This window comes from Sphaerisporangium corydalis, assembly GCF_025506355.1.
Taxonomy (GTDB): Bacteria; Actinomycetota; Actinomycetes; order Streptosporangiales; family Streptosporangiaceae; genus Sphaerisporangium; species Sphaerisporangium corydalis.
This window is the reverse complement of record NZ_JANZYP010000010.1, coordinates 110,508-135,725: the sequence shown is the minus strand read 5'-3', so window position 1 is coordinate 135,725 and position 25,218 is coordinate 110,508. Positions and strand designations below refer to the sequence as shown.

The 25,218-nt window shown below is 63.3% G+C and carries 16 protein-coding genes; 9 read left to right on the top strand and 7 right to left on the bottom strand.

Features of this window, described 5'->3' with window-relative positions; all coding sequences use genetic code 11:
- Positions 1 to 44: 44 nt before the first annotated feature.
- Positions 45 to 1,961 carry an adenylyl cyclase gene (locus NYZ98_RS10345; protein ID WP_262842365.1) on the top strand — a complete coding sequence of 639 codons (1,917 nt, stop codon included), beginning with the start codon at positions 45 to 47 and terminating at the stop codon, positions 1,959 to 1,961.
- A 135-nt stretch (positions 1,962 to 2,096) separates the two neighbouring features.
- Here NYZ98_RS10345 and NYZ98_RS10340 read toward each other — a convergent pair whose 3' ends face one another.
- Together NYZ98_RS10340 and NYZ98_RS10335 are read right to left on the bottom strand one after the other, a co-directional pair.
- Complete coding sequence (locus NYZ98_RS10340) at positions 2,097 to 2,882, bottom strand: NPP1 family protein (RefSeq protein ID WP_262842364.1); 786 nt, start codon at positions 2,880 to 2,882, stop codon at positions 2,097 to 2,099.
- Positions 2,883 to 3,465: 583 nt separating this feature from the next.
- A complete protein-coding gene (locus NYZ98_RS10335) occupies positions 3,466 to 4,395 on the bottom strand; it encodes an oxidoreductase (RefSeq protein WP_262842363.1) in 930 nt (309 codons plus the stop codon).
- A 56-nt stretch (positions 4,396 to 4,451) separates the two neighbouring features.
- Here NYZ98_RS10335 and NYZ98_RS10330 point away from each other — a divergent pair, with 56 nt between their 5' ends.
- Both NYZ98_RS10330 and NYZ98_RS10325 read left to right on the top strand, forming a co-directional pair.
- Entirely contained in the window at positions 4,452 to 5,012 is a 561-nt protein-coding gene (locus NYZ98_RS10330; RefSeq protein WP_262842362.1) for a MerR family transcriptional regulator, read from the top strand.
- A 30-nt stretch (positions 5,013 to 5,042) separates the two neighbouring features.
- Positions 5,043 to 5,204 (top strand): hypothetical protein, encoded by a 162-nt coding sequence (locus NYZ98_RS10325; RefSeq protein ID WP_262842361.1) that lies wholly within the window; start codon positions 5,043 to 5,045, stop codon positions 5,202 to 5,204.
- Positions 5,205 to 5,568: 364 nt separating this feature from the next.
- On the opposite strand, the gene NYZ98_RS10320 is transcribed toward NYZ98_RS10325, so the two are convergent.
- Positions 5,569 to 5,997 (bottom strand): very short patch repair endonuclease, encoded by a 429-nt coding sequence (locus tag NYZ98_RS10320; RefSeq protein ID WP_262842360.1) that lies wholly within the window; start codon positions 5,995 to 5,997, stop codon positions 5,569 to 5,571.
- A 112-nt stretch (positions 5,998 to 6,109) separates the two neighbouring features.
- On the opposite strand from NYZ98_RS10320, the gene NYZ98_RS10315 reads away from it, so the two are divergent.
- Together NYZ98_RS10315 and NYZ98_RS10310 are read left to right on the top strand one after the other, a co-directional pair.
- A complete protein-coding gene (locus tag NYZ98_RS10315; protein ID WP_262842359.1) occupies positions 6,110 to 7,087 on the top strand; it encodes a DNA cytosine methyltransferase in 978 nt (325 codons plus the stop codon).
- 96 nt (positions 7,088 to 7,183) lie between these two features.
- Positions 7,184 to 8,443, top strand: coding sequence for a DNA cytosine methyltransferase (locus tag NYZ98_RS10310; RefSeq protein WP_262842358.1), 1,260 nt, complete (start codon positions 7,184 to 7,186; stop codon positions 8,441 to 8,443).
- An 84-nt stretch (positions 8,444 to 8,527) separates the two neighbouring features.
- Here NYZ98_RS10310 and NYZ98_RS10305 read toward each other — a convergent pair whose 3' ends face one another.
- The 4 genes from NYZ98_RS10305 to NYZ98_RS10290 all read right to left on the bottom strand — a co-directional run bounded on the left by NYZ98_RS10305 (position 8,528) and on the right by NYZ98_RS10290 (position 13,290).
- Positions 8,528 to 9,400 (bottom strand): DUF6339 family protein, encoded by an 873-nt coding sequence (locus NYZ98_RS10305; RefSeq protein WP_262842357.1) that lies wholly within the window; start codon positions 9,398 to 9,400, stop codon positions 8,528 to 8,530.
- Positions 9,397 to 10,356: a hypothetical protein gene (locus tag NYZ98_RS10300; RefSeq protein WP_262842356.1), complete on the bottom strand. Its 960-nt coding sequence runs from the start codon at positions 10,354 to 10,356 to the stop codon at positions 9,397 to 9,399. The genes NYZ98_RS10305 and NYZ98_RS10300 overlap by 4 nt, the downstream gene beginning before the upstream one ends.
- Complete coding sequence (locus tag NYZ98_RS10295) at positions 10,353 to 12,431, bottom strand: helix-turn-helix domain-containing protein (protein ID WP_262842355.1); 2,079 nt, start codon at positions 12,429 to 12,431, stop codon at positions 10,353 to 10,355. The genes NYZ98_RS10300 and NYZ98_RS10295 overlap by 4 nt, the downstream gene beginning before the upstream one ends.
- 349 nt (positions 12,432 to 12,780) lie before the next feature.
- A complete protein-coding gene (locus NYZ98_RS10290) occupies positions 12,781 to 13,290 on the bottom strand; it encodes a hypothetical protein (RefSeq protein WP_262842354.1) in 510 nt (169 codons plus the stop codon).
- Between the two features lie 313 nt (positions 13,291 to 13,603).
- On the opposite strand from NYZ98_RS10290, the gene NYZ98_RS10285 reads away from it, so the two are divergent.
- The 4 genes from NYZ98_RS10285 to NYZ98_RS10270 are packed head-to-tail and all read left to right on the top strand — an operon-like array spanning position 13,604 to position 25,211.
- Positions 13,604 to 18,259 (top strand): DEAD/DEAH box helicase, encoded by a 4,656-nt coding sequence (locus NYZ98_RS10285; protein ID WP_262842353.1) that lies wholly within the window; start codon positions 13,604 to 13,606, stop codon positions 18,257 to 18,259.
- Positions 18,256 to 20,169 carry a UvrD-helicase domain-containing protein gene (locus NYZ98_RS10280; RefSeq protein WP_262842352.1) on the top strand — a complete coding sequence of 638 codons (1,914 nt, stop codon included), beginning with the start codon at positions 18,256 to 18,258 and terminating at the stop codon, positions 20,167 to 20,169. The genes NYZ98_RS10285 and NYZ98_RS10280 overlap by 4 nt, the downstream gene beginning before the upstream one ends.
- On the top strand, positions 20,162 to 23,359 hold the full coding sequence (locus tag NYZ98_RS10275) for a helicase-related protein (RefSeq protein WP_262842351.1): 3,198 nt from the start codon (positions 20,162 to 20,164) through the stop codon (positions 23,357 to 23,359). The genes NYZ98_RS10280 and NYZ98_RS10275 overlap by 8 nt, the downstream gene beginning before the upstream one ends.
- Entirely contained in the window at positions 23,247 to 25,211 is a 1,965-nt protein-coding gene (locus tag NYZ98_RS10270) for a DUF1998 domain-containing protein (protein WP_316249554.1), read from the top strand. Before NYZ98_RS10275 ends, NYZ98_RS10270 begins: the two co-directional genes overlap by 113 nt.
- The last annotated feature ends 7 nt before the right edge of the window (positions 25,212 to 25,218 follow it).

Sequence of the window (25,218 nt, the reverse complement as noted above, 5' to 3'; positions counted from 1 at the left end):
CCCGTCCACACGGCGCCGCACGCCGAGCGGAAAGGACGAACCGTATGACGACCCGGACTCCTGGCAACGAAGGTTCCGCGAGGCGGCTCCCCGGCCGCAGACGGCTCGGACGCGCGTTCACGCTCGGCCTCGTGCTGGCGACCGCCGTCATGACGACGGGAACGGCCGCCACCGCCGCCTCCCCCGGGCCCCACGCCCCCGACTTCGGGCCGAACGTCACCATCTTCGACCCCAGCATGCCGGTCAGTGAGATCGCGGCGACCCTCGACGCGGCGCACACCGCGCAGGTCGACAACGAGATGGGCACCACGCGCCACGCCTACCTGTTCAAGCCGGGCACGTACGGCACCGCGGAGAACCCGCTCCAGATCAAGGTCGGCTACTACACCGAGATCGCCGGCCTGGGCGCCTCGCCCACCGACGTCGTCATCAACGGCAAGGTCGAGGTCTACAACCGCTGCCTGGAGAACGGCGGCACGAGCAACTGCCTCGCGCTCGTCAACTTCTGGCGCACCCTGTCCAACCTGTCGATCAACATCAACGCGGCGGGCCAGGACGGCTGCAGGTCGTCGGCGAACTTCTGGGCCGTCTCCCAGGCCGTGTCCATGCGGCGCCTCAACATCAGCGGCGGCACCCTGTCGCTGATGGACTACTGCACCGCCGGCCCGCAGTACGCCAGCGGCGGCTTCATCGCCGACTCCAAGCTGCCGTCCGTCACCAACGGCTCGCAGCAGCAGTGGCTGACCCGCAACACCGAGGTCGCCGGGTGGTCCAACGGCGTGTGGAACCAGGTCTTCTCGGGCGTCGTCGGCGCCCCGGACGAGGCCGCCTTCCCGAACCCGCCGTACACGACCCTCGACACCACCCCGGTGAGCCGCGAGAAGCCGTACCTGTTCGTCGACGCGCAGGGCCGGTACAACGTCCGCGTGCCCGCCGCCCAGAAGAACACCCGCGGCGTCACCTGGGCCAACGGCATGACGCCGGGCCGCACGCTGCCGATCAGCGACTTCTTCGTCGCGAAGCCGTCGGACTCGGTGCGGGTCATCAACAGCCAGCTCGCGCGCGGCAAGCACCTGCTGCTCACCCCCGGCGTGTACGACATCGCGCGGAGCATCGAGGTCGACCGTCCCGACACGGTCGTCCTCGGCATCGGGCACGCCACCCTCACCGCCGTCAACGGTTCGACCCCGCTCGACGTCGCCGACGTCCCCGGCGCCGTCATCGCCGGCGTCACGATCGACGCGGGCCTCCAGAAGTCGCCGGTCCTGCTCCGCGTGGGCAGGAGTCACGGCAGGGACGACCACGGCAGGGGCGACGACCACGGCAGGCGGCCGGGCTCGAACAACCCGACGACCCTGTCCGACGTGTACTTCCGCGTCGGCGGGCCGCACGTCGGCAAGGCCGACACCGCACTTGAGGTCAACAGCGACAACGTGCTGATCGACCACACGTGGGTGTGGCGTGCCGACCACGGCGTCGAGGGCTTCACCGACACCCAGCGCTGGAACACCAACATCGGCCGCTACGGCGCCGTCATCAACGGCGACCACGTGACGGCGACGGGCCTGTTCGTCGAGCACTTCCAGCGGTACAACACGGTCTGGAACGGCGACGACGGGACGACCATCCTGTACCAGAACGAACTGCCGTACGACCCGCCGACGCAGGCCGACTGGATGAACGGCTCCGTCGAGGGCTACGCCGGGTACAAGGTCGGCAACCGGGTGAAGACCCACAAGCTTTACGGCGCCGGCGTCTACGTCTTCAACCAGAACAACCCGGCGATCCACACCGAGAACGGCTTCGAGGTCCCCGCGACCCCGGGCGTCAAACTCCACCACATCATGACCGTCAACCTGAGTGCCGGAATCATCGACCACGTCGTCAACGGCGTGGGCGACCCGGCCGACACGACCAAGATCGGCGTACCGGTGTACATCACGGACTACCCGGCGCCATAGAACAGCCTCGGTGGGCCGGAGTCACCCGACTCCGGCCCACCACAGCGCCCGTCACCGTCCCGGGGAGCCGCGCTGCCGACCCGCTGAGCGCGCCTATTCGACAGGCGCTCTCACGGCGGGGTCGTTATGGGGTCATCAGGCCCGGGGATCGAAGGGAATACCACTCGGCTTGGCGTTCGCGAGCAGGTCCGCGAACCTACCGTCATTGATCTTGATGGTCGCGGAGCCGAAGTCCGCGCTCATCAGCCTGTCGCGCAGCGAAGTGCTGGGATAGCCGTTCCAGTCCACCAGCGGGGGGTATCGCCAGTTGTGGTAATGGTTCTCCGGCGGCTCGTCGTTGCCGTTGGCGAGCCGGAAGAAGTGCGTGGACGCCCCGTCCTTGTGATAGACGACCTTGGGGTGTGTCCCGTCGAAGCGCACCTGCGAGCGCGCGTAGGTCACGACGCTGCTGTGCTGGGTGGTCGACACGTAGTCCACCTGGTTGGAGCCCTGGTTGATCCAGGAGATGACGTGCTCCCAGTCGTGCCGGTGACCGCCGAGACTGATACCGGGCAGCGCCTGGTCCTTCTCGAAATAGCTGGCGTACACGACGGCGCACCAGCCGTTGTTGCACTTCGACCGGGCGTAGGTCTGCGAATTGTCCAGGTCCGACTGGTCACGGCAGTTGCCGTTGACCGCACCGGTCGGGTTCAGGCCCGGGGCGAGCGTCCCGTCCGGTCCGATGGCGGGGGTGGCGTAGCAGCCGTCGCCGTCATAGTCGAAGGCCGGCGAGAACGACGACTCCCACCCTCCGGCCGACTGGGGAAGGTTGTGCGGCGGATCGGCGAAGGCCGGCGCCGCGGGGATCACGACCCCCAGCGCGGCGACGCCGAGCACGATCCCGAACCGGAACCGCTTTTTCGAGGTACTCCTCTCTGACACGGTCGCTGACTTCGATGCCCTCGCGGTCGACGTGAATGACGCCAGTTTTCGCATTCTTCCGCTTTCTCGAAGGACTGCGTTCATGACCTGCGTCGCGCCGGCGTGGTGGAGCGATCCCCGACATGAGCACGCCTCGCACTTTCACACCACCACGTGACGGACACCTGATCAAGGTCCCCAAACGAGGTGACACCGACATGTATCCACGACAGCCACCAAACGGCCCCCAAACGAACGGTCCCCGCCCCCAGCACAGGCGCCTGGACGAGATGACCGTGTCCCTCCGAACCTTGGTCCTCGCCTTCGGCTCGGGCAGTATTTCCAGGACCTGCCGGCACCCAGCGCCCCACCTAACGACCAGTGCCGTGTCCACTAACGGCCTCCAGATCCTCCTCGGCGCTGATCGGCGAAAGCGTCTTGCTCCGCACCTCCGGCCCGGGCGAACCTGGGCAAGATCCTGCACCGTCTCCTCGGGTCTTGGTCCTCGCCTTCGGCTCGGGCAGTATTTCCTAGGACCTGCCGGTACTCAGCGCCTCATCTAACGTCCAGTACCGTGCCGCAGCCACATACTGGCGGATCCGTCTCAGCGGACGAGGTCGAGGCCGGTCATATCGGCCGAGAGCGTCCAGAGCCGGGACGCCTCACCACTGTCCACCGGGCTGTCCCCGACGATGTGGCAGTCGGCACAGTATTCGCCGCCGTGTGCCTCCAACTCGACCGATGTGGCGGCCCACACCTGCGTCGCCGCACCCTGCTCCGGCGTCCTGAACAGCCCCGGCGCCGGGATCCCATCCCCATCGATCCAGCCAGCGGCGACCATCTCACCGACCTCAAGGTGTCGTTGCAGCGGCGTGAGAATCCAGCCGGGGCTCACCGAGAAAGCGTGTACCCCATGCGGCCCGCCGAGCAGATCGAGGTGATGGGCGAACAGGACATTCGCGAGCTTGGACTGCATATACGCGGCCCACTTGTCGTAGCCGCTGGCAAACTGCACGTCGTCCCATCGGATGCGCGACTCCGGGTCGTACCCAGAGGCGACCGAGACGACCCGGGCATTACCCGCCGCTGCGAGGGCGGGCCACAGCAGATTCGTCAGCGCGTAGTGGCCAAGATGATTGGTCGCGAACTGCGCCTCCCAGCCTGGCCCAACCCTCGTCTCGGGACAGGCCATGATCCCGGCATTGGCTATAAGAATGTCGAGAGTGGCATGGCGGTCCCGGAATCTTTCGGCGAACGCCTGGACGGAAGCAAGGTCGCCGAGATCGAGCTTGTCGACCTCGACCCCTTCAACACCGGCGAGTGCCTCCCGCGCTGCCTCGGGCCGCCGAGCCGGGACGACGACCCGTGCCCCCGCACCGGCGAGGGCACGGGTCGTCGCGAGCCCCACGCCGGAGTAGCCACCCGTGACCACCGCGGTCCTACCGCTGAGGTCGATCCCGGCGAGCACGTCATCAGCGGTACTGGCCGCTCCGAACGCGCCGCGGCTCATGTCATCAGTCCTGTCAGTGATCATGCCGCGAACGCTAGGTCCTAGACCAAGGTCTAGGTCAACTGGCTAACATCGGCACGATGAAGAACGCAGGCTCGAGCCGGACCACGAGTTCGAGCATCAGCGAGGACGCGAATCTGACCGCCCTCCAGGACTCGGGTTCCAGCATCGCTGAAAACGAAGATCTGCCCACCGTTGAAGATCTCGGTCTGACCATCGGCGAGGTCGCCCAGCGCACCGGCTTCAGCGTCCACACCCTCCGGCTGTACGAGCGCGAGGGCCTGCTGGCCGGCGAGGTGCGCCGCGACCAGAGCGGCCGACGGGTCTACAGCGCATGGGACATCGAATGGCTGGCCAACTGCGCCAAATTCCGAGCCTCCGGCATGCCCCTTGCCACCATCAGCCGCCTCGCCCACCTCGTCCGCCAAGGCACCGGCAACGAAGCCGAACGCCTAGAACTCCTGCGCACCCACCAGCACCACATCACCGAACAACTCACCCAGCTACATGCCTGCCTCGACCTCATCTCCACCAAGGTCACCGCCTACGAACACCACCTCGCCACCAACACCACCGGCGACCCCTGGCAACGATCCCAGCCCCCGCACAACAGCGTGCAAGCGCCCGCCGACCGGCCCTGACCGGCCGCAGCGGGAGTACACGATGGCGCGGTGTCCGCCGGCGTCGCCGAAGGCGTGCGGCACGGCCGTACAGATGGCGTGAGCCAAGCCGAGATGCCGATGGCCGGGATTCGTGCCGGCCGACTCGAACTCGCCGCCGCCCTTGACCTGGTCGTACCAGCATTGGCAGTAGGTGATTTTCTTGTGAACTGACTACGGATGTTCGCAGGTTCTCACCACACTTTTCGCCGGATCATGATCGATGTTCGGGGATTGACCACACCTGGGTGAAACGAGCGAGCGCCGCCCGTCACATGCGACCATCCGGAAGCAGAAGCCCTACCGTGGTGGAGTGGCAGGGTATCCAAGATGAGGTGGCTGGCTGAATGCTCGGCGAGCGCTGGCGATCCCCGGGGTCCGTTCAATACATCTGTTTCACTTTCACAGCCGACCTGCTCCAAGCCAGCATTGATGCCTGGGCCAGCAGTGTCGGCGACTCTTGAACATCGGCTTGACGGAGTCTCAGATCGACCTGTTCACGACCGAACTGACCAAACTTTACCGATCCCGGACCAGTTCACTTTCGTCTAGACGTCACCTCTCTCTTGACCCGTAAAGCCGCTTCTACTGGACTCTCGTGTTCCCAGACGCGGATGACCAACCATCCCTCCTCAGTGAGCAGGCGATCCGTCTCAGCGTCCCTCTCACGGTTACGGCGGACCTTCTCGGCCCAGTAGGCGGCGTTGGTCACGGCGACACTGTGATGGACCGGGCAGCCATGCCAGAAGCACCCGTCCAGGAAGACCGCGACCTTGGCACGGGGGAAGAGCAGGTCAGCGGTCCGACGGACTTTCGGCAAGGGTCGAGCGCCCACACGATAGCGAAGACCGAGTGCATGGACCGTACGTCTCAAGGAGAGTTCGGGCTTGGTGTCTCGCCCTTTGTTCGCCTGCATGCTCTTACGCACGCCCTCGCTGGACGCCCCTACCGGTCTCGAAGCCACCATAACCCAACCGTACGGAAGCGAGAGGGCTCGCGAGACCAGATCAGCGTGCGAAGGCGGTCATCAAGGTTCTTCCTCTCCCGGTACTCTCCAACCTGACGCGGAGGAGTCGACGATGACAAGGTTCACCAGCCTGGAAATCTGTGCCGGAGCAGGCGGTCAGGCACTGGGCTTGGAGAAGGCCGGCTTCGATCCGGTGATGCTAATCGACAACGATCCGCATGCCTGCGCCACCCTCCGCGCGAACCGCCCGGCATGGGACGTCAAACAGCTTGATCTTATCGATTTCGTCGGACATGAGCATCCGAAGGTCTTGAACGTCGATCTACTGGCTGGCGGGCTTCCCCGACTCCCCTACTCCGTCGCCGCCAAGCAGAAGCATGTAGAAGATCGATACGATCTGCTGAGAGCGGCGATCTGGTTGGCGATCGAGGTTCGCCCTCGCGTGATCATGCTTGAGAACGTCCCCGCGTTGGTCAAGGACCGGCGGCTCATAAAGACACGTGACTTCGTCGAGAGCGAGCTCAAGAGCAACGGTTACCAATGGCTCTGGGGTGTGCTCGATGCCCAGCACTATGGCGTGCCTCAGCGACGTGAACACGGCGTGCTCGTTGCCATGCGCCCGGACGATTTAGTTAGATTCCAGTGGCCTGATCCTCTGGGCGACGCAGCCACCGTCGGCGACACGCTTTGGCGATCGATGGCGAGTCGCGGCTGGGCCGGGGCCGAGGAATGGCGGGTCATGGCGAACGAGGTCGCGCCGCCGATCATCGGCGGGTCCAAGGACAGGGGCGGGGCCGATCTCGGTCCGACACGGACGAAGAACATCTGGGCCAGACTCGGGGTCAACGGCGGCAGCATCGCCGACGACGTCCCCGGACCGGACTTCGTGTTGCGGGTGGGCACCGCTCCCACCGACCGGAAAGGACTGCCGAAACTGACCGTTCCGCAGGTCGCCATCCTTCAGGGTTTCCCACAGGAGTGGGTGATCACAGGCGCGAAGACGGCGCGCTACCGCCAGGTCGGGCATGCCTGCCCCCCACCGCTCGCAACCGCCCTCGGCACTGGGCTCGCACGAGCACTGAGCGGATGAAGACATCACCCGAGGTCAAAGGTGGAGCGGTCACAACATGGGGGGCATTGCCACCCAAGCGATATTCTTCATCCCGCTCCTAGGTAAGGTACCGCCATGAACGCCGTACCTGCCGATCACCTCAACGTCGTAGACTTGTTCGCAGGTTGTGGCGGTTTCACACAGGGCTTCCACGAGTTCACGCCCCACGACGTCGATCGGCCACCGTTTCGAGTCGCAGGCGCGGTCGAGATGGACCTCGCCGCCGCGACGACCTATGCCGCGAACTTCGCGGCGGAGGCAGGCGGCGTTCGCCACATCTTCGCCGGTGACATCAAGGACTGGGATCCAGGCGATGTCCACGGCGACGTGGATGTCATCCTGGGCGGGCCTCCGTGTCAAGGCTTCTCCGGCCTTGGCAAGGAAGACCCAGGCGACCCTCGCAACCAACTGTGGCGTGAGTACATGAAGGTGGTGGGGAGGCTCCAGCCGAAGATCTTCGTGATCGAGAACGTTGACCGCTTCTTCATCTCCTCCGAGTACAAAGCGCTCACCGCTGCCGCCGAAAGAGGTGATCTGAAGGACTACGTGCTCGAATCGAAACGCCTCTTTGCCTCCGACTACGGAGTGCCACAGGCCAGAAGACGCACCATCGTGTTGGCCACGCACCGGGACCTGGTAGGACTCCATCCGGACAGGTCTCCTCTGAAACATCCCGCGCCCACCCATCTCGATCCGAAGAAGATCGACGCATCTCTCTTCGAAGGCACGGACCACCTGGCCACATGGGTGCCGGTCAGCTCGGTCTTCGGTGTGAAGGGCCGGCCGCTGACTCCGGAGTATCCGAGCACCACGGACCTTCCCGACTCTCGCTGCGACCTGCTCGGCAAGGGCATGCCGGGGATCTTCAAGACGTCCGATCTCCATATCGGCCGCAATCCGACCGAACTGTCACTTCTCAGATATGCGGACATCCCGCCAGGTGGCAACCGACACAACATCTACCCCGAGCGCTCCACTGAGAGCTGGATGAACCACCGGTCAGGCTCCCATGATGTGATGGGCAGGATGTACATCGACCGACCTTCGGTGACCATCCGGACCGAGTTCTACAAGCCGGAAAAGGGACGTTACCTCCATCCCTGGGCGGATCGACCGATCACTCACTATGAGGCCGCACTTTTGCAAGGCTTCCCAGAGGGCTTCCTTTGGTGCGGGAGCAAGACACAGATAGCCCGGCAGATCGGCAACGCCGTGCCAGTGGGCCTGGCCCGGGTCATCGCGAGACAGGTGTACGACTACCTCAGGGTGACGGGGCAGGTTGCCGCCCCTCCCCCTCGTCGAGAAGCCCGCCCGCCATCATCCGCCAGGAGCTGATCGGTCACACGTGCCCTGCATGTGGAGGGCGGCGTGATCGTCTCCGGAATCCCGAACCACCGGGCGGTTGCCCGCTCCGAATCGCTAAACGGTAGTGCGCTTGTCGCGGCCGCGCACGGGAGCCTCCGTGTACAACTTCTCGAACGTGGGGATCAGGGCTTCCACGACCGCTTCGGGAACACGGATGTCGTCCGGCCCTTCTGGAAGAGAGTCGTAAGGCATGTACACGGTGTCGATCTCTTCTATCCAGCAGCGATACGCGTCGGCGTCCTGAACCTCATCGCAGGCGATGATCTCGTACATCAGGGTGCTGCCCGCAGTGTTCACGGCCTTGGCCAGAGCGTTGACCTCCCGTCCCACACGGATGGTCTGTCGGCTCAGCATCTGGATGATCGCCTGAGCGGTCGGCCTGTGATGAACGATCTCCAGCCGGAGCGTGGTGTTGAGCATGTCCTGGTTCCCACACGCCACCTCCACCGGCTCGTAGTCATCGCCATTCCGAAAAAGTTCCGCGGCCCACCAAAGACGCGCGAAAGCCTGGGTGTGAAACGCTCCCCGGAAACGGCCGGAACTCACTTCGGGTACTGGCTTCTCAACGCTCGGTCGTCCGGGATGTCGCCAGAAAACATAGTCCGGGGCGAGCCTCAGCGCTAGGAAATTCCACAAGCGGCCGTCCGAGGCCTCTCTCCGTGTCATACGTAGCCCCGCGTGCAGGCGGGGCGCTAACCAGGCGTCGGCTTTCGTGGGCAGGTCAGCGAATCGCCGCATGGCCTCGTCCACCAGATCCCGCACCCGCGGCGCCTCCCAACGCGACGAGGCGTCTAGCGGAAGACATGCCTTGGCGAGGGCCGCCTGGGGCAACTTCTCCGCCCCGGTACGCACGCCGACCGTCAGATGTCCGGCCACGGCCGCATCTGGTAGGAGCGCCAACCGTTCGGGCCGCTCGACGTCGGTCACTTCTCCTCCTCCACCGTACGTAGTGTTCGGATGAAAACACTAAGTGACCTGGACATCCTGGCCTGCTTCGTCGCCGCGTGAAGCACTCGGGTTTGCAGCTCTCCGCCGCTCTCGCCCTGCCGGCGCCGTTCGCACAACTCGACTAAGGCGTCATCAGGCGAACGGTCAGGATAGACATCGGGAAGCATGCGACGCAGTACCGATTCCTTCCATCCAACCGGCCACTGCGGCTCTCCGTCCTCAACGTCGATCGAGTAGACCGCTGTGTTGAACAGGGCCGCCCAGCAGTCACCGGCGATCTGCCCCGCGACGGCGTTCTGAACGGCACGATCCGAGCGGGAAGCGGAGTCCAGAAGAAACTGAAGTCCTTCGAACCCACTGTTGAGGTAGACGACCGGCTCATCGTCGGCCGCCTCTATGGCCCATGGATCACCCTTGTAGGGGTGTAGGTAAACGTTCTCCTCGGAGGAGAAGTCCTTCCAGACGGTTCTGATGGTCCGTTTTCTGGTTGGAGTGCGCAGGTGCAGGTCGACGGTCCATCGGCGACGGGTGCGCGCGATCACTCGGCCTTGGACGTCCGCGACGGTCGCGGTGACGATGCCTTCGACTTCCGCCTGTCCTACATGCCAGTCCCGATGCAGTTCCGCCACCCCAATCCAGGAATTGTCGGACTGCCGCTTAAGCGGTGTGACAAGGCGTACGTTCGTCTTCTTCTCCGTCAGGACGGCAGCGCACGCGACATCCACCCACTCGTCAGACATCAACTCCTGAGGCGTACGCATCCGAAGGACGATCCGGGCCCGCTCCCAGTCGTTCCGTTCCACCTGATGCAACGCCACAACCTGCTCCATGGAGGAGATCAGTGTGAGGGACAGCGGCTTACCGTCGAGACGCGCCTCCTTTACTTCGAGGACGATCTCACCGTCCAAGGTCGGATAAGGGATCAATGTCTTCACGCGCCAGCCTCCTTCGGGCGCACCAGGTCGACTTCTGCCATTGCCATATGCGCCGCAACCGGATGACTCGTCACATCGCTCACGCCGGTGAAAACCGCTGCCCTGACTCGGGGGGCGAAGCGGAGGAGCGTCCCGTCGATCACCTCGCAATGCGACTCTGGCACGAGCTCAGACCATTCGGCCACGGGTTTCGGGCCGGAACGAGTAACAAACCGTAGCACCGGCGCCATGACCCATGGGTCCTCTCGTTCCGGCAGTCGGATCTCGACCCGAACCTGCCAAGCACCGTCCGTTCTGATGCTGCCTTCCACGTCTCCGACCGTCGGAAAGCCAGGACGACGAGGGGCAGGAGGTGGATCCAGGCTGAGGAGGTCCCGAAGGGCGGGGGGTCCGTCCTCCGATTTTCTTTCCTGTACCCGGAGCAGCCGGCGCGCCTCAGCGAGCATCGCCACCCGGAATTCCTGGATACGGGCCGCCGCACCTCTTGCGTACATCGCCGTGAGGTCGTCCGTCTTCTTCCACTCGTTATGCTCGGGTGGTTCCGCCGCGCGGAGGAACTCCTCAGCAGCGAAGGCATCGGGCGTATCCGAACCGGTCGCCAATCCGGCGAGCAGGACGGCTTGGAAACGACGCGCCCCCATCGGGACATCGCTCACCGAGCGTTTCATGACCACCATACGACTGCCACGCATACAAACAATCTTGTTGGGGGCCGGGTCATCGTCGTTCGTGGGGGTGAGAAGGAGGACCGCTTCATGTTCGTTCGGCGATTCCGCGTCGATCACGACGGTGTCCTTGAGCGGAGGTAACCCTAACCGGACGGTCGTCCGCACAACGTCCTCGTCGGAGGTCAGTTCCTCGACCGTCGTGCCTTCCAGGAAGGCACGCAACGCACGAACGCGTGCGGGCTCGTACTCGTCAGGATCGACCCGTTCCGCAGCCTTGACGGTGTGACCGTCACGCAAGGCGACCACCGAAGCCTCCAACATGGGACGAGACCCACTTTTTGCCACCATCGAAGCCCAGAAGTTCTCCCCCAAGCTCCTTACGAGCGCGTCGTGCATCTCTTCCAGCGTCGTCGCTTCACCAGTGCCGTCGTGGGCGGCTACGATGAGAAACGACGTACCAGGAGCGTCACTGTCACGCTTGAGTTGCAGCGCGTCGACGGTGTCCGGATCGGCCCACCAGGAGCAGGCAGTTCCCCCCATCTCCGCGTCAGGCTCACCGAGCCAGGACGGACCCGCGTAGTCCTCGCCGTTCACCTGACGCCAGGGCAGATCAAGGCGTCCGATGACGCGACGCGCCGTACGTCCCTCGTACGGCTCGGAGAGGGTGCTGTTGATGAGCACCAGGCCCAGTTGGCTCGTCCCCCAAAGGACCGCCTTTCCCAGGCCGAATGACCCGCCGGCCGAGCGCGACTTGTGGCTGTCCAACTGGCGTCGCACCACGGCGGCGAAGCGCCCGTCGTCGTACTCGGGTCCGGTGAGTCCGTTGGCGTTGTAGTCGTCGACCCGCAGAAGCAACAGGCTGCTGGTCTCACGCATCTCACGCAGCCCATTGGTCAGCACGCGTCCGACCTTGGTGTTCCGGTCGGCCGCAGCCTCGTAGTGCGGCTCCAGATCGTCCCAGCGCAACGCCTTGAGAAAGCGATACAGGCGCTCTCCGGACACCTCGTGCAGGGTGTAGCGGATCCGAACTGGCCCATCGATATCGCGTCTCTCGTCTAAACTGTTCTGCGTCGCTTCTCGCGCGAGGACCCTTAGATCGGACTCGAAGGCGAACGCCGCCGGATTGCCAAGCTCACGGCCCCCGTCTCGATGCGCCGGACGGTGATACCAGACAACGTTCCCTGCGGAATCCGGCACGTCGTCCAAAGTCATCACGGAACCGGTTGTCAGTCCGAGAATTTCCTCGATGAGCCGGATCTTCTCCAAACGAGGCTCCGCACGCCCGGTGACCCACGCCGAGACCGCGGCCCGAGTTACATCCAACCTCTGCGCCAGCTCCGCCTGGCTCATCCCCTGCCGACGAAGCTGCCTCCCTAGCCACACCCCGAAGGTGCCAGGATCCTCCATGCCGTCTCCTTCCTCGGGCCACCGCTCGTCAGCTGCGATCAGAGTGCCTTTGACGCGACAGGCTACGTCAAAACAGGATTGACAGCCATAGACGGGGTGTCTCAACTTCTGACGGTGACATCAAGATCATGAACCACTCGCCTAGCCTGCATGATCGCGACAGCACACTCGGTGAGGACGCGGCCTGAGCATGGGAGCGGTAGACCCTGACAAGCCCGACTGGCACGGTCGGGCAGCGGTCAGCATCACGAGCAGGCACTAGACCCATTTGTCCATCTAGATACATGTATGGCCGTCCAGGCGCCCATACATCCGATTCTTCGGCCTGTCGAGCCAACGCCAAAGACGCTCAAATCATCACTTGACATGGGATAGGCTGTCCATCATCCTTGTACGATCCATAAGGGTTGAAAATCACAGCCTTTCCGGCAGAAGCATGCCCTTTTTGGGACGGCAGATCCAGGTTCAGATAGTGTCCGCAGATTTCTGCGAAATACGCTGTTCCATCCCTCTGGTTCAAGGTAATCTCATTGAGCGAATGATCGCACGAGTCAGCTCCCACCAGAATTAGAAAAGGCTGAGAACGATGTAGGTCCAGCGACCTGGTTCCGTAGACGGCGAGGGTTAGTCCGTCGTTATGCCGCACCCTTGTTTTCTTCAAGGGACATGGGCCCGAACTCTCCTGAAGCCTGGGAAGTGATCGCCAGCAGCTTTGGGGTCGGCGAGGGACACCGATCGGGGTTTTGACACCAAAAGTCAGAGAAAGGCTCAACACGCCATGGCGGAACCGACGACCAATGGTCGACACGGGCAGCATGTCGGTAGCAGGTGCTTCTTCGTAGGCTTCAATGTCGGCCATCGGAACTTTATGCGGGAGTATAATCTCAGCGCCGACATGACGACCAACGAGATCACTCTGCGGATCTGGAAGTTCTCCACGTGGATCAAGCCGTCGTGAGACACGACGGTTGAGCCTGTTCCCCCGCTCAACACAGGAACGACGACAGCGATGAACGGCCTGCCGTCGTACAGGGCTTGTGGCAGCGGTCGTCCCCGCGCTCCCATTCCTTCGTATACGAGTGAAGTGCGCTTTCGTGCTGCCGGCAAGCCTCGGCCGAGCCGGCAGCACAATGGCTACCCCAGAAGTCGTCTCCTAGGGAAGTTGATCCACCGTGGCTGATTCCGTCGACAAACTCTCCGTGATCCAGGTCGTGATCGAACAATCCCAACGAGTGTTGAGAACCTACACGGTGGATCCCGGTCTCATTCAAGAGCACGCGAACAGTGAGCGCAGGATCACGCAAGGCGGCTACGGCGACCGTCAGGTGTACGAGCTAGTCCAAAACGGTGCGGATGAGCTGCGCGACCAGGCCGGCGGCGAGATCCGTGTCGTGTTGACCCCGACCCATCTCTACTGCGCGAATGAGGGCACGCCGGTGACGGCAGCCGGCGCCGACACCATCCTTCGGATGAGCGTCTCGCGCAAGCGCGGCGGTCAAATAGGCAGGTTCGGCGTCGGTGTCAAGTCCGTCCTTAGCATCTCCGACACACCTCAGTTCTTCAGTCGAGACGGCGAAAGCGAGTTCGCCTTCGGCTTCGATCGGGCATGGTCGACCGAACAGATCAAGGCGGTTCATTCGGTCGCCGGTGAGACTCCTGTACTCCGCATGGCGCAAGTAATCGATCCGGCGCAGGCACGCGTATCCGACCCGGTGCTCAACGAGCTCATGAGGTGGGCAACGACCGTGGTGCGGCTACCACTTCAACCCGAGAGTGTGGGAAGACTCGGCATCGACCTGGCGAGGTTCCCCCTTGAGTTCCCCTTGTTCTCGCCGCACGTCGGTACGCTGACCTTGGAGGATCGACGTGCCGGGCGCCCCACACTACGACAGATCTTCCAACGTATCGACGGAACGCATCGCATACTTCAGGAGATACGTCCTGACGAGGTCAGCATCGACCATCAGTGGCGGGTGTTCACCCGTACACACCGCCCGACCGACGCGGCACTACGAGCCGCTGGTGAGCTTCACGATCGCCCGGAGATAGATATCTCTTGGGCGGTCCCCAGCCGAGCGCGCGACCGCGGCATCCTCTGGGCCTACTTCCCCACGAACTATGCCACCACATTGCGTGGAATCCTCAACGCCCCGTGGAAGACCTCCGAGGACCGGCAGAACCTGTTCGACCGTAACGCGTTCAACGACGAGCTGATCAAGGTGTCGGCGGAGTTGGTCGTCGACTCCCTGCCCGAACTGACGGACCCGGATGATCCGGCCACATACATCGATCTGCTCCCGGGGCGAGGACGCGAGGCTCCGCAATGGGCGGACAAGAGTCTGACCAGCTCCATCTGGGCGGTTGCCGCCCGTAAGCCATCCCTCCCGGACCAGATCGGTCGTCTCCGCACGCCGGAAACCGTGAAGTTGCATCCAGCCGGCCTGGACGAGAGCTGGCTGACACTGTGGAGCGGTTACGAGGGGCGTCCGATCGACTGGTGCCATCACTCCATCGAGAAGCGCGAACGTCGGGCCCGTGCCGAGAGGATCATCGAGCAGGCCAAATGCCGAGTGTCCACCATTCAGGAGTGGCTGTCGGCTCTCGTCTCGGACGGCACGGCGGAGGCATCCGCGCGAGCGGTCCGCATCGTCGCGGAGATGCACAGAGCCGGTAATCCCATGGCCAGCGAAGCGGTCAGAACCCGAATCCTGCTGACGGAAGACGACGGATTGGTCCCTCCGGTGCGGGGCAAGGTGTTCCGCCGAAGCGGGACGGACAATCTTCGGGACAGAATGGTCTACGTTCATCCCGACGTACTGGCGGATCAGCGAACCGTACAGGCCCTGGAGTCCTTGGGAATCCAGGAGGCGGACGCCTCGGGGCGTTTCGCCGCCATCATCGACCAGGGATTCGAAGCTTACAACAGCAGGCAATGGGCCGACTTCTGGCAACTCGCCCGGCAGGCGGGACCCACTCGCGCGCTCACCGTCCTGGAAGAGGGCGAGTTCGATCCCTCGCGGGTCGTCAAGGTACGCGTCATGTCCGGCGAGTGGAAAGCGGTGCGTCACTGCCTTCTGCCTGGCCCGGTCGTTCCTCGGGACGGATCACGTGATGCGGCCATCGCACTCGACCTCGACTTCCACGCCGATGACCTTCCACTCCTAAAGGGCCTCGGTCTGGTAGACCGGCCGATATCTGATCAGGATCCACGGGGGGAATGGTGGTTCAACAACTACGTAGAGGGCGCCTGGAAGACCTACTGCAAGAAGCTCCCCCCCACGGCATCCACTCCTCAATTGAAGAGCATCCAGGTGGATGGCGCCAACCCCCCTGGCCCACTGCATCTCCTACCGGAACTCAGCAACGAGGGGCGGGCGGCATTTCTCGGCGTTCTTCCCGAACACGGTCTCGTCACGGCGTGGACGGTTCGACACGGGAGTCAGTTGGCGACCCAGACCAAGGTGTCCTCACCCTTAGTTTGGATGGCGCGGAAGCATGGATACCTGTCCACCTCCCAGGGAGTCGTGCCCGTCGCATCATGCGTCGGTCCTCAACTGGCGACATATCGCGATCTTCTACCCGTTGCACGGGTCTCAACCACGGTCGGGGCCGCTCTCAGGTTGCCGTCCGACCTGAGCGGCGTTCCTCAGGTCATCTGGAGCAAACTAGTCTCCTGCGCGGCGACGAGTGAGGTGGAGGAGTTCGCGGGCAAGGTCTACGCATTACTCTTTGAGGCGGAGGCGACGTGGCCCGAGGACGTGCCGACACGTTGCCGGGTCGGCGATGAGTGGTCGACCGACCGTCCAGATGGTGAGATAGCGGTCACCTCCGTCCGGGACGAGTACGACGCGCTTGTCCGTGAACGTGTTCCCGCGTTGCTCGTACCTTCGGCCGAGGCCGCCGAGGCAATGATCCAAACATGGGGCATGCTTCGGTTCTCCCAGGTGGTCGAGAAGGAAATCCGGTACGTGGCACAGTCCGAGCCGGTCCTGTTGGTCGACGAGTTCCCACATCTGAAGATGAACCATCGCTCGCAGGTCACGGGGTGGTCTCTCGTGCGGTGCGGTGAACTGGACGAGGTTGTCAGAACACCGAACGGGATGCGTACGCAGACACTGAACGAGGCCACTCAGGAAAGGAGCGTGTTGGTGCTCCGTCCCGCGGACGACCTCGCTGCCCTCATGGCGGTCGACCGAGTCCTGGGACTGGGGCTCGCGGAGGCAGGTTGTCGTTCGGTGCTCAAGTATAGGGAGCAGCAACGGGACGACGAGCGTATGCGCCGCGCCCGCGAGACGCAGGATCCGGCGGACAAGATCCTCCTGTTGGTCGGCGAGGATGCCCTACGAAGAGGACTTCCTCAGGGTCTGGTGGAAGGTGAGCAGACCGAGAAGGGTCGTGCTCCAGATGCCCATCGGATAGCCGAACTGGCGCTGAACGCTCACGGAGAAGCCATTCTCCGCCACCATGGCAAAGATCTGGCCGCCCGTCTCCCTGAGGCCCCCACCACCTTCAGGGGCGACAGCACGGCCCGCCGGTTCACCAGCGACCTGGGACTTCCAGAGAGCTTCGCGGGCACCAAGGCCGTCCCCCCGCCGGCAGAGGAGATCGTCGACGGGCCTGTCGATCTACCGACCCTCCATCCTTATCAGAAGCAACTGGCCGACAACATGTTCCGGCTGCTGGACCGCGCGCGTCCTGGGCGTGCCATGCTGACGCTCCCCACCGGTGCGGGCAAGACACGCGTCGCGGTGGAAGCCGTGATCAACGCGATTAAGGCACATAGCGTCATGGGCCCGGTGCTGTGGATCGCGCAGTCCCGTGAGCTCTGCGAACAGGCCGTGCAGAGCTGGCGCTTCCTCTGGTCCAAAGTGGGACCTCCAAAGAAGCGGCTGACGATCAGCCGACTTTGGGACGGCAACTCGGCGACGCCTGTCACCTCCAATGCCCACCTAGTGGTGGCCATCGACGACTCGCTAAAGAACCGCCTGAGGGACGAGGACTACGAGTGGCTCCGGCGCGCCGCCGTCGTGATCGTCGATGAGGCGCACTCAGCTCTGGCCCCCACCTACACCGAGATCTTCCGCCATCTCGGGCTTACCTACACGAAGACAGAGCGGCCTCTCATCGGACTCACCGCTACCCCATATCGCAGTACGAACGAGGATCAGACCCGTCTCCTCATCGATCGCTTCGGCTCGACGCGGCTCGACGACGGCGTGTTCGACGGCGAACCGTACGAGATCCTCCAGGACCAGGGGGTACTGGCACGCGTGGAACACCGACCTCTGGTCGGCGCGACGATCAGCCTCACGCAGGAAGAGCTCAAAAAGGCGGATTTCCGTGGACTGCCGGCCAGTGCCGAGGAACGGCTGGCGGCCGACGAGGAACGTAACAGCATGCTGATCAAGGAGATCGCCTCACTTGACCCCGACTGGCCGGTCCTCCTGTTCGCCGCCTCGGTTAACCACGCCCGCCTCTTGGTCGCCCGTCTGAATGACCGGAGGATCTCCTCAAGGGTCATCGAATCCGCGACACCGAGCTCGGAGAGAGCCCGTGTGATCGAGGACTTCCGAAACCGTCGGATCCGCGTCATCGCGAACTACGGGGTGCTTGCCCAAGGATTCGACGCCCCGGCCACTCGCGCGGTCGTCGTCGCCCGTCCCACCTATAGTCCCAATGTCTACCAGCAGATGATCGGCCGCGGATTGCGAGGACCGAAGAACGGCGGAAACGAGGTCTGCCTCATCCTCGATGTCCAGGACAACATCACGAACTTCGGTGAGAAGCTCGCCTTCACCCGGTTCGAGCACCTGTGGAGCAAGAAATGAACGGTCCCTATGACGGTGACCCCCGGCTCACTCCGGAACAGCAGAAGGTCGTGCGGCTTCCTGTCGACGCACGAACCTTGGTGATCGCCGAGGCTGGTGCCGGCAAGACCCACACCCTCGTACGCCGCCTCGATGCCCTGATGACACGCGACGAGGTGAACGCGGGTGAGGTCCTGGTCCTGAGCTTCTCACGGGCGGCGGTCCGCGAACTCAAGGAGCGGCTCGCACGTCACGGTGACACGGCCCGACACGTTCGAGTACAGACCTTCGACTCCTGGGCTTTGGAACTGCTCCTCGTAACAGACGCCGATGGTGACTGGCTTGCACGAGGTTTCGACGAGCGCATCGAAGCGGCCACTGACCTCATCGGGGATCCCGACGTCGATGAGCTGTACGAAAACCTTCGCCATCTGGTGGTCGATGAGGTGCAGGATCTCGTCGGCAGTCGCCGTGACCTGGTGGAGACCCTGCTTGACACCTATGATTGCGGCTTCACCGTGGTCGGCGACCCGGCCCAGGCCATCTATGGGTTCCAGGTCGCCGATCCGACGACCCGAGCCGCAGAGAACGGCCGTTTCTTCGACTGGCTTCGCGTCCGCTTCGAAGACGAATTGGTCGAGTTGCGTCTCACAAAGAATTTCCGGGCTCAGACCGAAGAGGCTATGACCGTCCTCTCCTTCGCTCCCCTACTCCAGGCGGGAGTAGAGACCTCTGGAGAGCTGGCATACCGAGACCTGCGCAACGCGCTCTTAGGGACCCTGCTCATGGGTGACCTTGAGGACGAGTTCGTTCGCCAGAGTCTCCAGCAATATGAAGGAACTACGGCGATCCTTTGCCGTACGAACGGTCAAGCCCTGCTGGTGTCCGAGAGGCTTCATGCGGGAGGGGTCTCCCACAGACGACAACGGTCCGCGCGCGACCGGGTGGCCCCGGCCTGGCTCGCCTCGTTGTTCCGCGCGACCGACACGTCGATTCTCACCCAGACCCGCTTTGAGGAGGCGTTACAAGCCCGACCTTTCGCCGGCGGAACCGACCACGCTCGCCTGTGGGATCTGCTTCTTCGTACCACGCGCGGACGTGGTCAGACCGTTGATCTGCTACGGATGCGGTCGGTCATCGCCGCTGGCGGTCTGCCAGACGAGCTGACCGCCCAACCTCCCGCGAATCTTGTGGTGTCGTCCGTGCACCATGCGAAGGGGTTGGAGTTCGACCGCGTGATCGTCGTCGACCCGGGCCCGCTGCAGAACGACGGCCCCCGCCCTATCGACGCGGCCGAGGAGGCACGCACGCTGTACGTGGCGCTATCCCGGCCGCGGCAGGAGCTGATGCATCTACGCCCTCTCCAGATCGCTCCTCTCTACCTTCGAAAAGCGTTCCGGCTGGAACGCTGGGGCCTCTATCGGATGGGGAAGAAGACTTGGCGGCACGGGCTGGAGCTGATCGGACGCGACGTCTGCTCCCGGGAGCCTGCGGGCGACCACATCCAGCTTCCGAACGTTCAGTTTCACCATACGGCCCTCGACCTGCAGGAGCTATTCGTTGACAAGGTGAGGCCGGGCGACGAAGTGATCCTTCGGCGCGTCGATGGTGAACCATCGGACATCGAGAAGAGTCCCACGTACGTGGTGTCACTCAGGAATCACGGCCATCCCATCGGCCTCACCTCAGACGCGTTCGCGGCGGACCTGTACACATACATGCGGATCCGCAAGGAGCACCGACCGACCTCCTGGCCCGCGACGATCACCGGCGTCTCGATCGATTCCGTCGAGACGGTGACCGGCGTCGTCTCGGCAGGCGCGACGGCCGGACTCGGCGGTCACGGCGTGTGGCTGGCACCACGCCTGGGTGGACTCGGCAGATTCAGCTACGACAAGCCTGCTGCGGCCGAGGAGGGCGACCATGGCTGAACACGCCGATCACTATCGGTTCCGCAGCGAGCTGGTCGAAAACCTCGAAAAGGATCTTCTAGGGCCCGTCGGGGGAGAGCGTGAGATCATCCCGGATCCTCCCGTCACCACGTACTCCACAGGGATTCTCTTTCCTCGTCGCGAGGACCGGGACGACCACGAGGAGGAGCAGAGCGAGAAGGACGCCGATCTTGCGCCGGCCCGGATGGCTGTCGAGGAGATCCCCGACACCGGGGTCTCGTTGGCCAACGTCCAGACCCCCTCCTCGATGGGCCTCACCTTCGCGGTCGACCCGACCAGCTCCGAGATTGTGACAATCACGGTACGCGCCGCCGTGTACGAGCCGATCGACTCCGACGGCAATCTCGTGAAGGCCCAACGAATCGAACGACGCTCCACGGAGAAGTTGAACGTACGGTGGCGTCGCAGGCCGCTGATGATCGACCCGCTTAAGATCGATGTGACCCGGCATGGCCCGGTGACAAAGGAGGTGGCGTCCGGGCTCGAACTGCGCATACGGGTCCGGCGGCCCGTTGCGAACGCCGTCGCCGTCACTGCCACATTGGTCAACGTGCATGAAGTCGGTCGAGGGGCCCTAAGGGACTCGCACTGCTTCTTTCAACCCCATCTTCGAATAGAGGGCCAGACAGGGATCCCTCTCCTGGTGGAGCGACCGGTTCCCGTGGGGGCGGACGAGGATGAGGTACTGGCCAACAAACTGTTGCACCGCCACGCCCCGACATTTGCGGTCGGCCACGGGTGCGCGGCCGACTGGGACTGGACACCTCCTCCCGCACGAGGCGCGGTGCTCCAAAAGGTCTCTCCGGCCGCGATCTCAGCGCTCTGGTCGTCCTTCGTTCCCACTTACGACGTACTGCTCGCCGACTCGAACCCCGAATTCGACGTCCCAACCCTGGACATGCTCCATCTGGCTGAGGCACCGAACGACGCGGTGCTCAGCGCCCTGGGCGATCTGCTGTCGGGCTACCGAGCCTGGATCACCGAGCGCTCCATGGAAGCGAACGAACTGAGGGACGGCGAATACAGCAAAGTCGCCCGACAGCAGATACGCCTGTGCGAGCAGGTGGCGGACCGTATGGCAGGCGGTATCGCCCTGCTAGGTCAGAACTCAGAAGCGATGACCGCCTTCCGTCTCGCCAACGAGGCGATGGCCGTGCAGCGAGGACGAACTTCGTGGATCAAGACACGCATGGAAGGGGATGTGGGCCTCACCGGCCGCTGGCGTCCGTTCCAGATCGCATTCGTGCTTCTCTGTCTGGAGAGCATCACCGACCACGATCACCCCGACCGTTCAATCGCGGACCTGTTGTGGTTTCCGACCGGTGGCGGCAAGACGGAGGCCTACCTCGGCCTCATCGCGTACACCGTGTTCCTCCGTCGGCTACGCAAAGGAGAGCAGGGAGGCGGTGTCACCGCGTTGATGCGTTACACGCTGCGACTGCTAACCCTGCAGCAGTTTGAACGCGCCGCCACGCTCATTTGCGCCATGGAGTTGATGCGGCGCAATAGCATAGCCCGACTCGGCACTGAGCAGATCTCACTTGGTATGTGGGTAGGCAGGGCTGCCACCCCGAACACACTCAAAGTGGCCGCGGCAAGTATCAAAAAGCTTCGCGATGGAGCGGAGTTACAGGAAGAAAATCCCGTTCAGCTCCGCAACTGTCCGTGGTGCGGCACCAAGATGAGCGAATGGGACTACGAGGTGCCTGACGATCTCACCACAATGAGTATTACCTGCCCGGCGGGAAACTGCGATTTCCACTCCGGACTGCCCGTTCACGTAGTGGACCAGGCCGTCTACAAAGCCAGGCCCACCCTCGTCATCGCCACAGTCGACAAGTTCGCTCAGATCGCCTGGCGTGCGGACGTCGCCGCAATTTTCAATCTCGATAGGACGGACGGTACTCCACCACCGGAACTGATCGTCCAGGACGAGCTGCATCTCATATCCGGACCGTTGGGAACCCTCACAGGACTTTACGAGACCGCGATCGACATCGCGTCCAACCAACCAAAGATCATCGCCTCTACTGCGACGATCCGTCGGGCCGCGGACCAAGGGCGCGCGCTGTTCGACAGGGGCGTCAACCAGTTTCCGCCTGCCGGCCTGGACTCCCGAGATTCTTGGTTCGCCGTGGAGGCGCCACCCGACCGAAAAGGCTCACGACTCTACGTGGGCCTCATGACGCCTAGTACGAGCCAGGCGACCTTGCTGGTGCGTGCCTATGCCGCACTACTGCATCACGCGCTGCACGTGAAGGGCGAGGACGCGGTCCGCGACGCCTACTGGACCCTGATCGGCTACTTCAACAGCCTTCGCCTCCTCGCCGCCGCCGAACTACAGGTCAACGACGACGTCCAGGACCGCCTGAAGTTGCTGGCCGAGCGGGCGAACGTCCAAGCTCGTGCAGCGGATGTACAGGCAGAACTTACTAGTCGAGTGAAATCGAGCGACATCCCGAGACGTTTGAAGGAACTGGAGCTGGCACTGCCGAACGACGCGTTCGACACCGTGCTCGCTACTAACATGATCTCGGTCGGCGTGGACGTGGACCGCCTCGGTCTGATGGCGGTCATGGGTCAGCCGCAGACCACGGCCGAGTACATCCAGGCGACGAGCCGAGTCGGCCGACGACACCCCGGCCTCGTCGTGATGCTCTTCAACGCGGCGCGCTCCCGCGATCGGTCTCACTACGAGAGCTTCGTCTCCTACCACTCCGCCCTCTACCGCCAAGTGGAGTCCACCAGCGTCACCCCCTTCTCCGCCCGTGCACGCGACCGTGGCCTCCACGCCGTGTTGATCGGCCTCGCCCGCCTGATACATGCTCGGGCACGTCCCAACACCGCCGCGAGCGATGTAGAAGGATTTCTCACCTTCCTTGAGGAGCTCTGCAACGACATCCTCGCTAGGGTCAAGGGTGTGGCACCGGAGGAAGTCGATGCCACTCGGAAGGATCTCGAGGAAATCATCGAGCGATGGCGGGATCTCGCCGAAACGAATGCCGATCTAATGTACGAGGCCCCGTACTCGTTCAAACGGAGCATGCCAAGGCCGAATGACGCAGCACTTCTGCGGTCCTACTCGGATGAGGACCTTGAGGACGGCTTTTCAACACTCTGGAGCCTTCGCGACGTGGACGTGGAGTCCGACCTTTACCTGGAGAGGTGACATGGCTTCTCGTATTGGCTCGAACCGACGTCAGGCCAGCGATCGGCGTGGCGTCACAGAACGGTCACGGGCCCCTCAGGGAGCCGTCCGACGCACCCAAATGATCACGACTTATGGTATCGGCTCGATGGTGGCCTTGGAGGATCGATCCTTTATCATCAGTGGCCTGCACACCTGGAGAATCGACGAAGCGCCGGTCATCTACGAACCCAATCTCCGCAAGTGGCTGGGCGTCAAGAAGTTCAGGCTCCCACCCGCAGCGAGTCCCCCCGCCGGCGACGGCGTTCGGGTACGACTGTTTCCTGAGATGTATTCTTGCGTGGAATGTAAAACCCTGCAACCCTTCTCCAGATTCGGCTCTCCGCGTGGGAAGAGTCGATGCGGTGCCTGTGACAGACCGTTAACCCCCTCCCGTTTCGTCGTCGCCTGCGCGAATGGGCATATTGACGACTTCCCGTACTGGGAGTGGTTGCACTACAGGGCCGACGCTTCAAACGGAGACCTGCTCGGACGACATGAGTTGAGCCTGCACAACATAGGTGGAACCGCGTCCTTGAGGTCTATCGTCGTCAAGTGTTCCTGTGAAGCTAAGCCGGTTTCCATGGAAGGCGCACTCAGCAGAGGGGCACTGGAGTCCATCGGAGTGCGTTGCAAAGGCGGACGTCCATGGTTGGGACGCGATGCAGGGGAGGACGACTGCACGGAAAGCCCACGAGCGTTGCAGCGAGGTTCGTCCGCAGCGTGGTTCCCCGTGCAGCGTTCGTCACTGTCCATTCCACCGTTCTCGCAGGCGGTTCACGGGCTTGTAAACAAGCACCTAGAAAGCTTGATGGATTATAAGGACGACAAGGGAGCGCTGGCGGTGGCGATCCGCACGATCACCGCACCCACCCACTACACTCAAGAGCAGGTACTGAAAGCCTTTCTTGCACACCTGGCATTGGACACCGAGAAAAGCGACGACAACGATACTCCGTCCAGCGCGTCTGCCCGCCTGCGAGGGAAGGAGTACAAAGAGCTTACCGAGGGAACCACCAATGTCACCCGAGACGACGATTTCGAGTGCGAAGCCGCTAAGGTGGATCTGACCGATCCTATTCCTCAAGGTCTCGATAAGGTCATGCTCGTGAAAAGACTGCGCGAGGTGCGGGCTCTTCAGTCGTTCACCAGATTAGAGATGCCTGATCCAGAGTTCCCGCTATCTCGTCCCGCAGCCCTGTCCCGCCAGGAAAGCGACTGGCTGCCGGCCATCGAGGTCCGTGGCGAAGGAGTCTTCCTGCGACTCGACGGAGACCTGTTACGCGCGTGGGAGGGGAGCGAAGGTCCCTTGGCCCGAGCGAACCGCATGCGCGACAACCACCAAGCGCAATTGATCAGACGGGCGGAAATATCCCAGGACGGGCCCCCAAAATCGGATATCCGATCGCCCATCACCCCCCGCTTCGTTTTGCTGCACACCCTCGCCCATGCCCTGATCAACGAGTGGAGTCTGGACTGCGGCTACCCCGCCGCTGCCCTTCGAGAACGTATCTACTCGTCCGCAGATATGGCCGGAGTGCTCATCTATACCGCCACGAGCGACTCCGCCGGAAGCCTGGGTGGTGTAGTGGGTCAAGGCGAACTACACAAGCTGCGTAAGTCTCTGAGAACGGCGATGGACCGCATCTCCTGGTGTTCCCAGGATCCTCCGTGCATGGAGTCAGAGGCCACAGGAACGGACAGCCTGAACCTCGCAGCCTGCTACGCGTGCGTGCTCCTTCCGGAGATCAGTTGCGAAACCAATAACACCTTCCTCGACCGAGCCCTGCTCATCGGCACTCCGGATACTCCGGAAATCGGTTTCTTTCATTAGCAGCTCC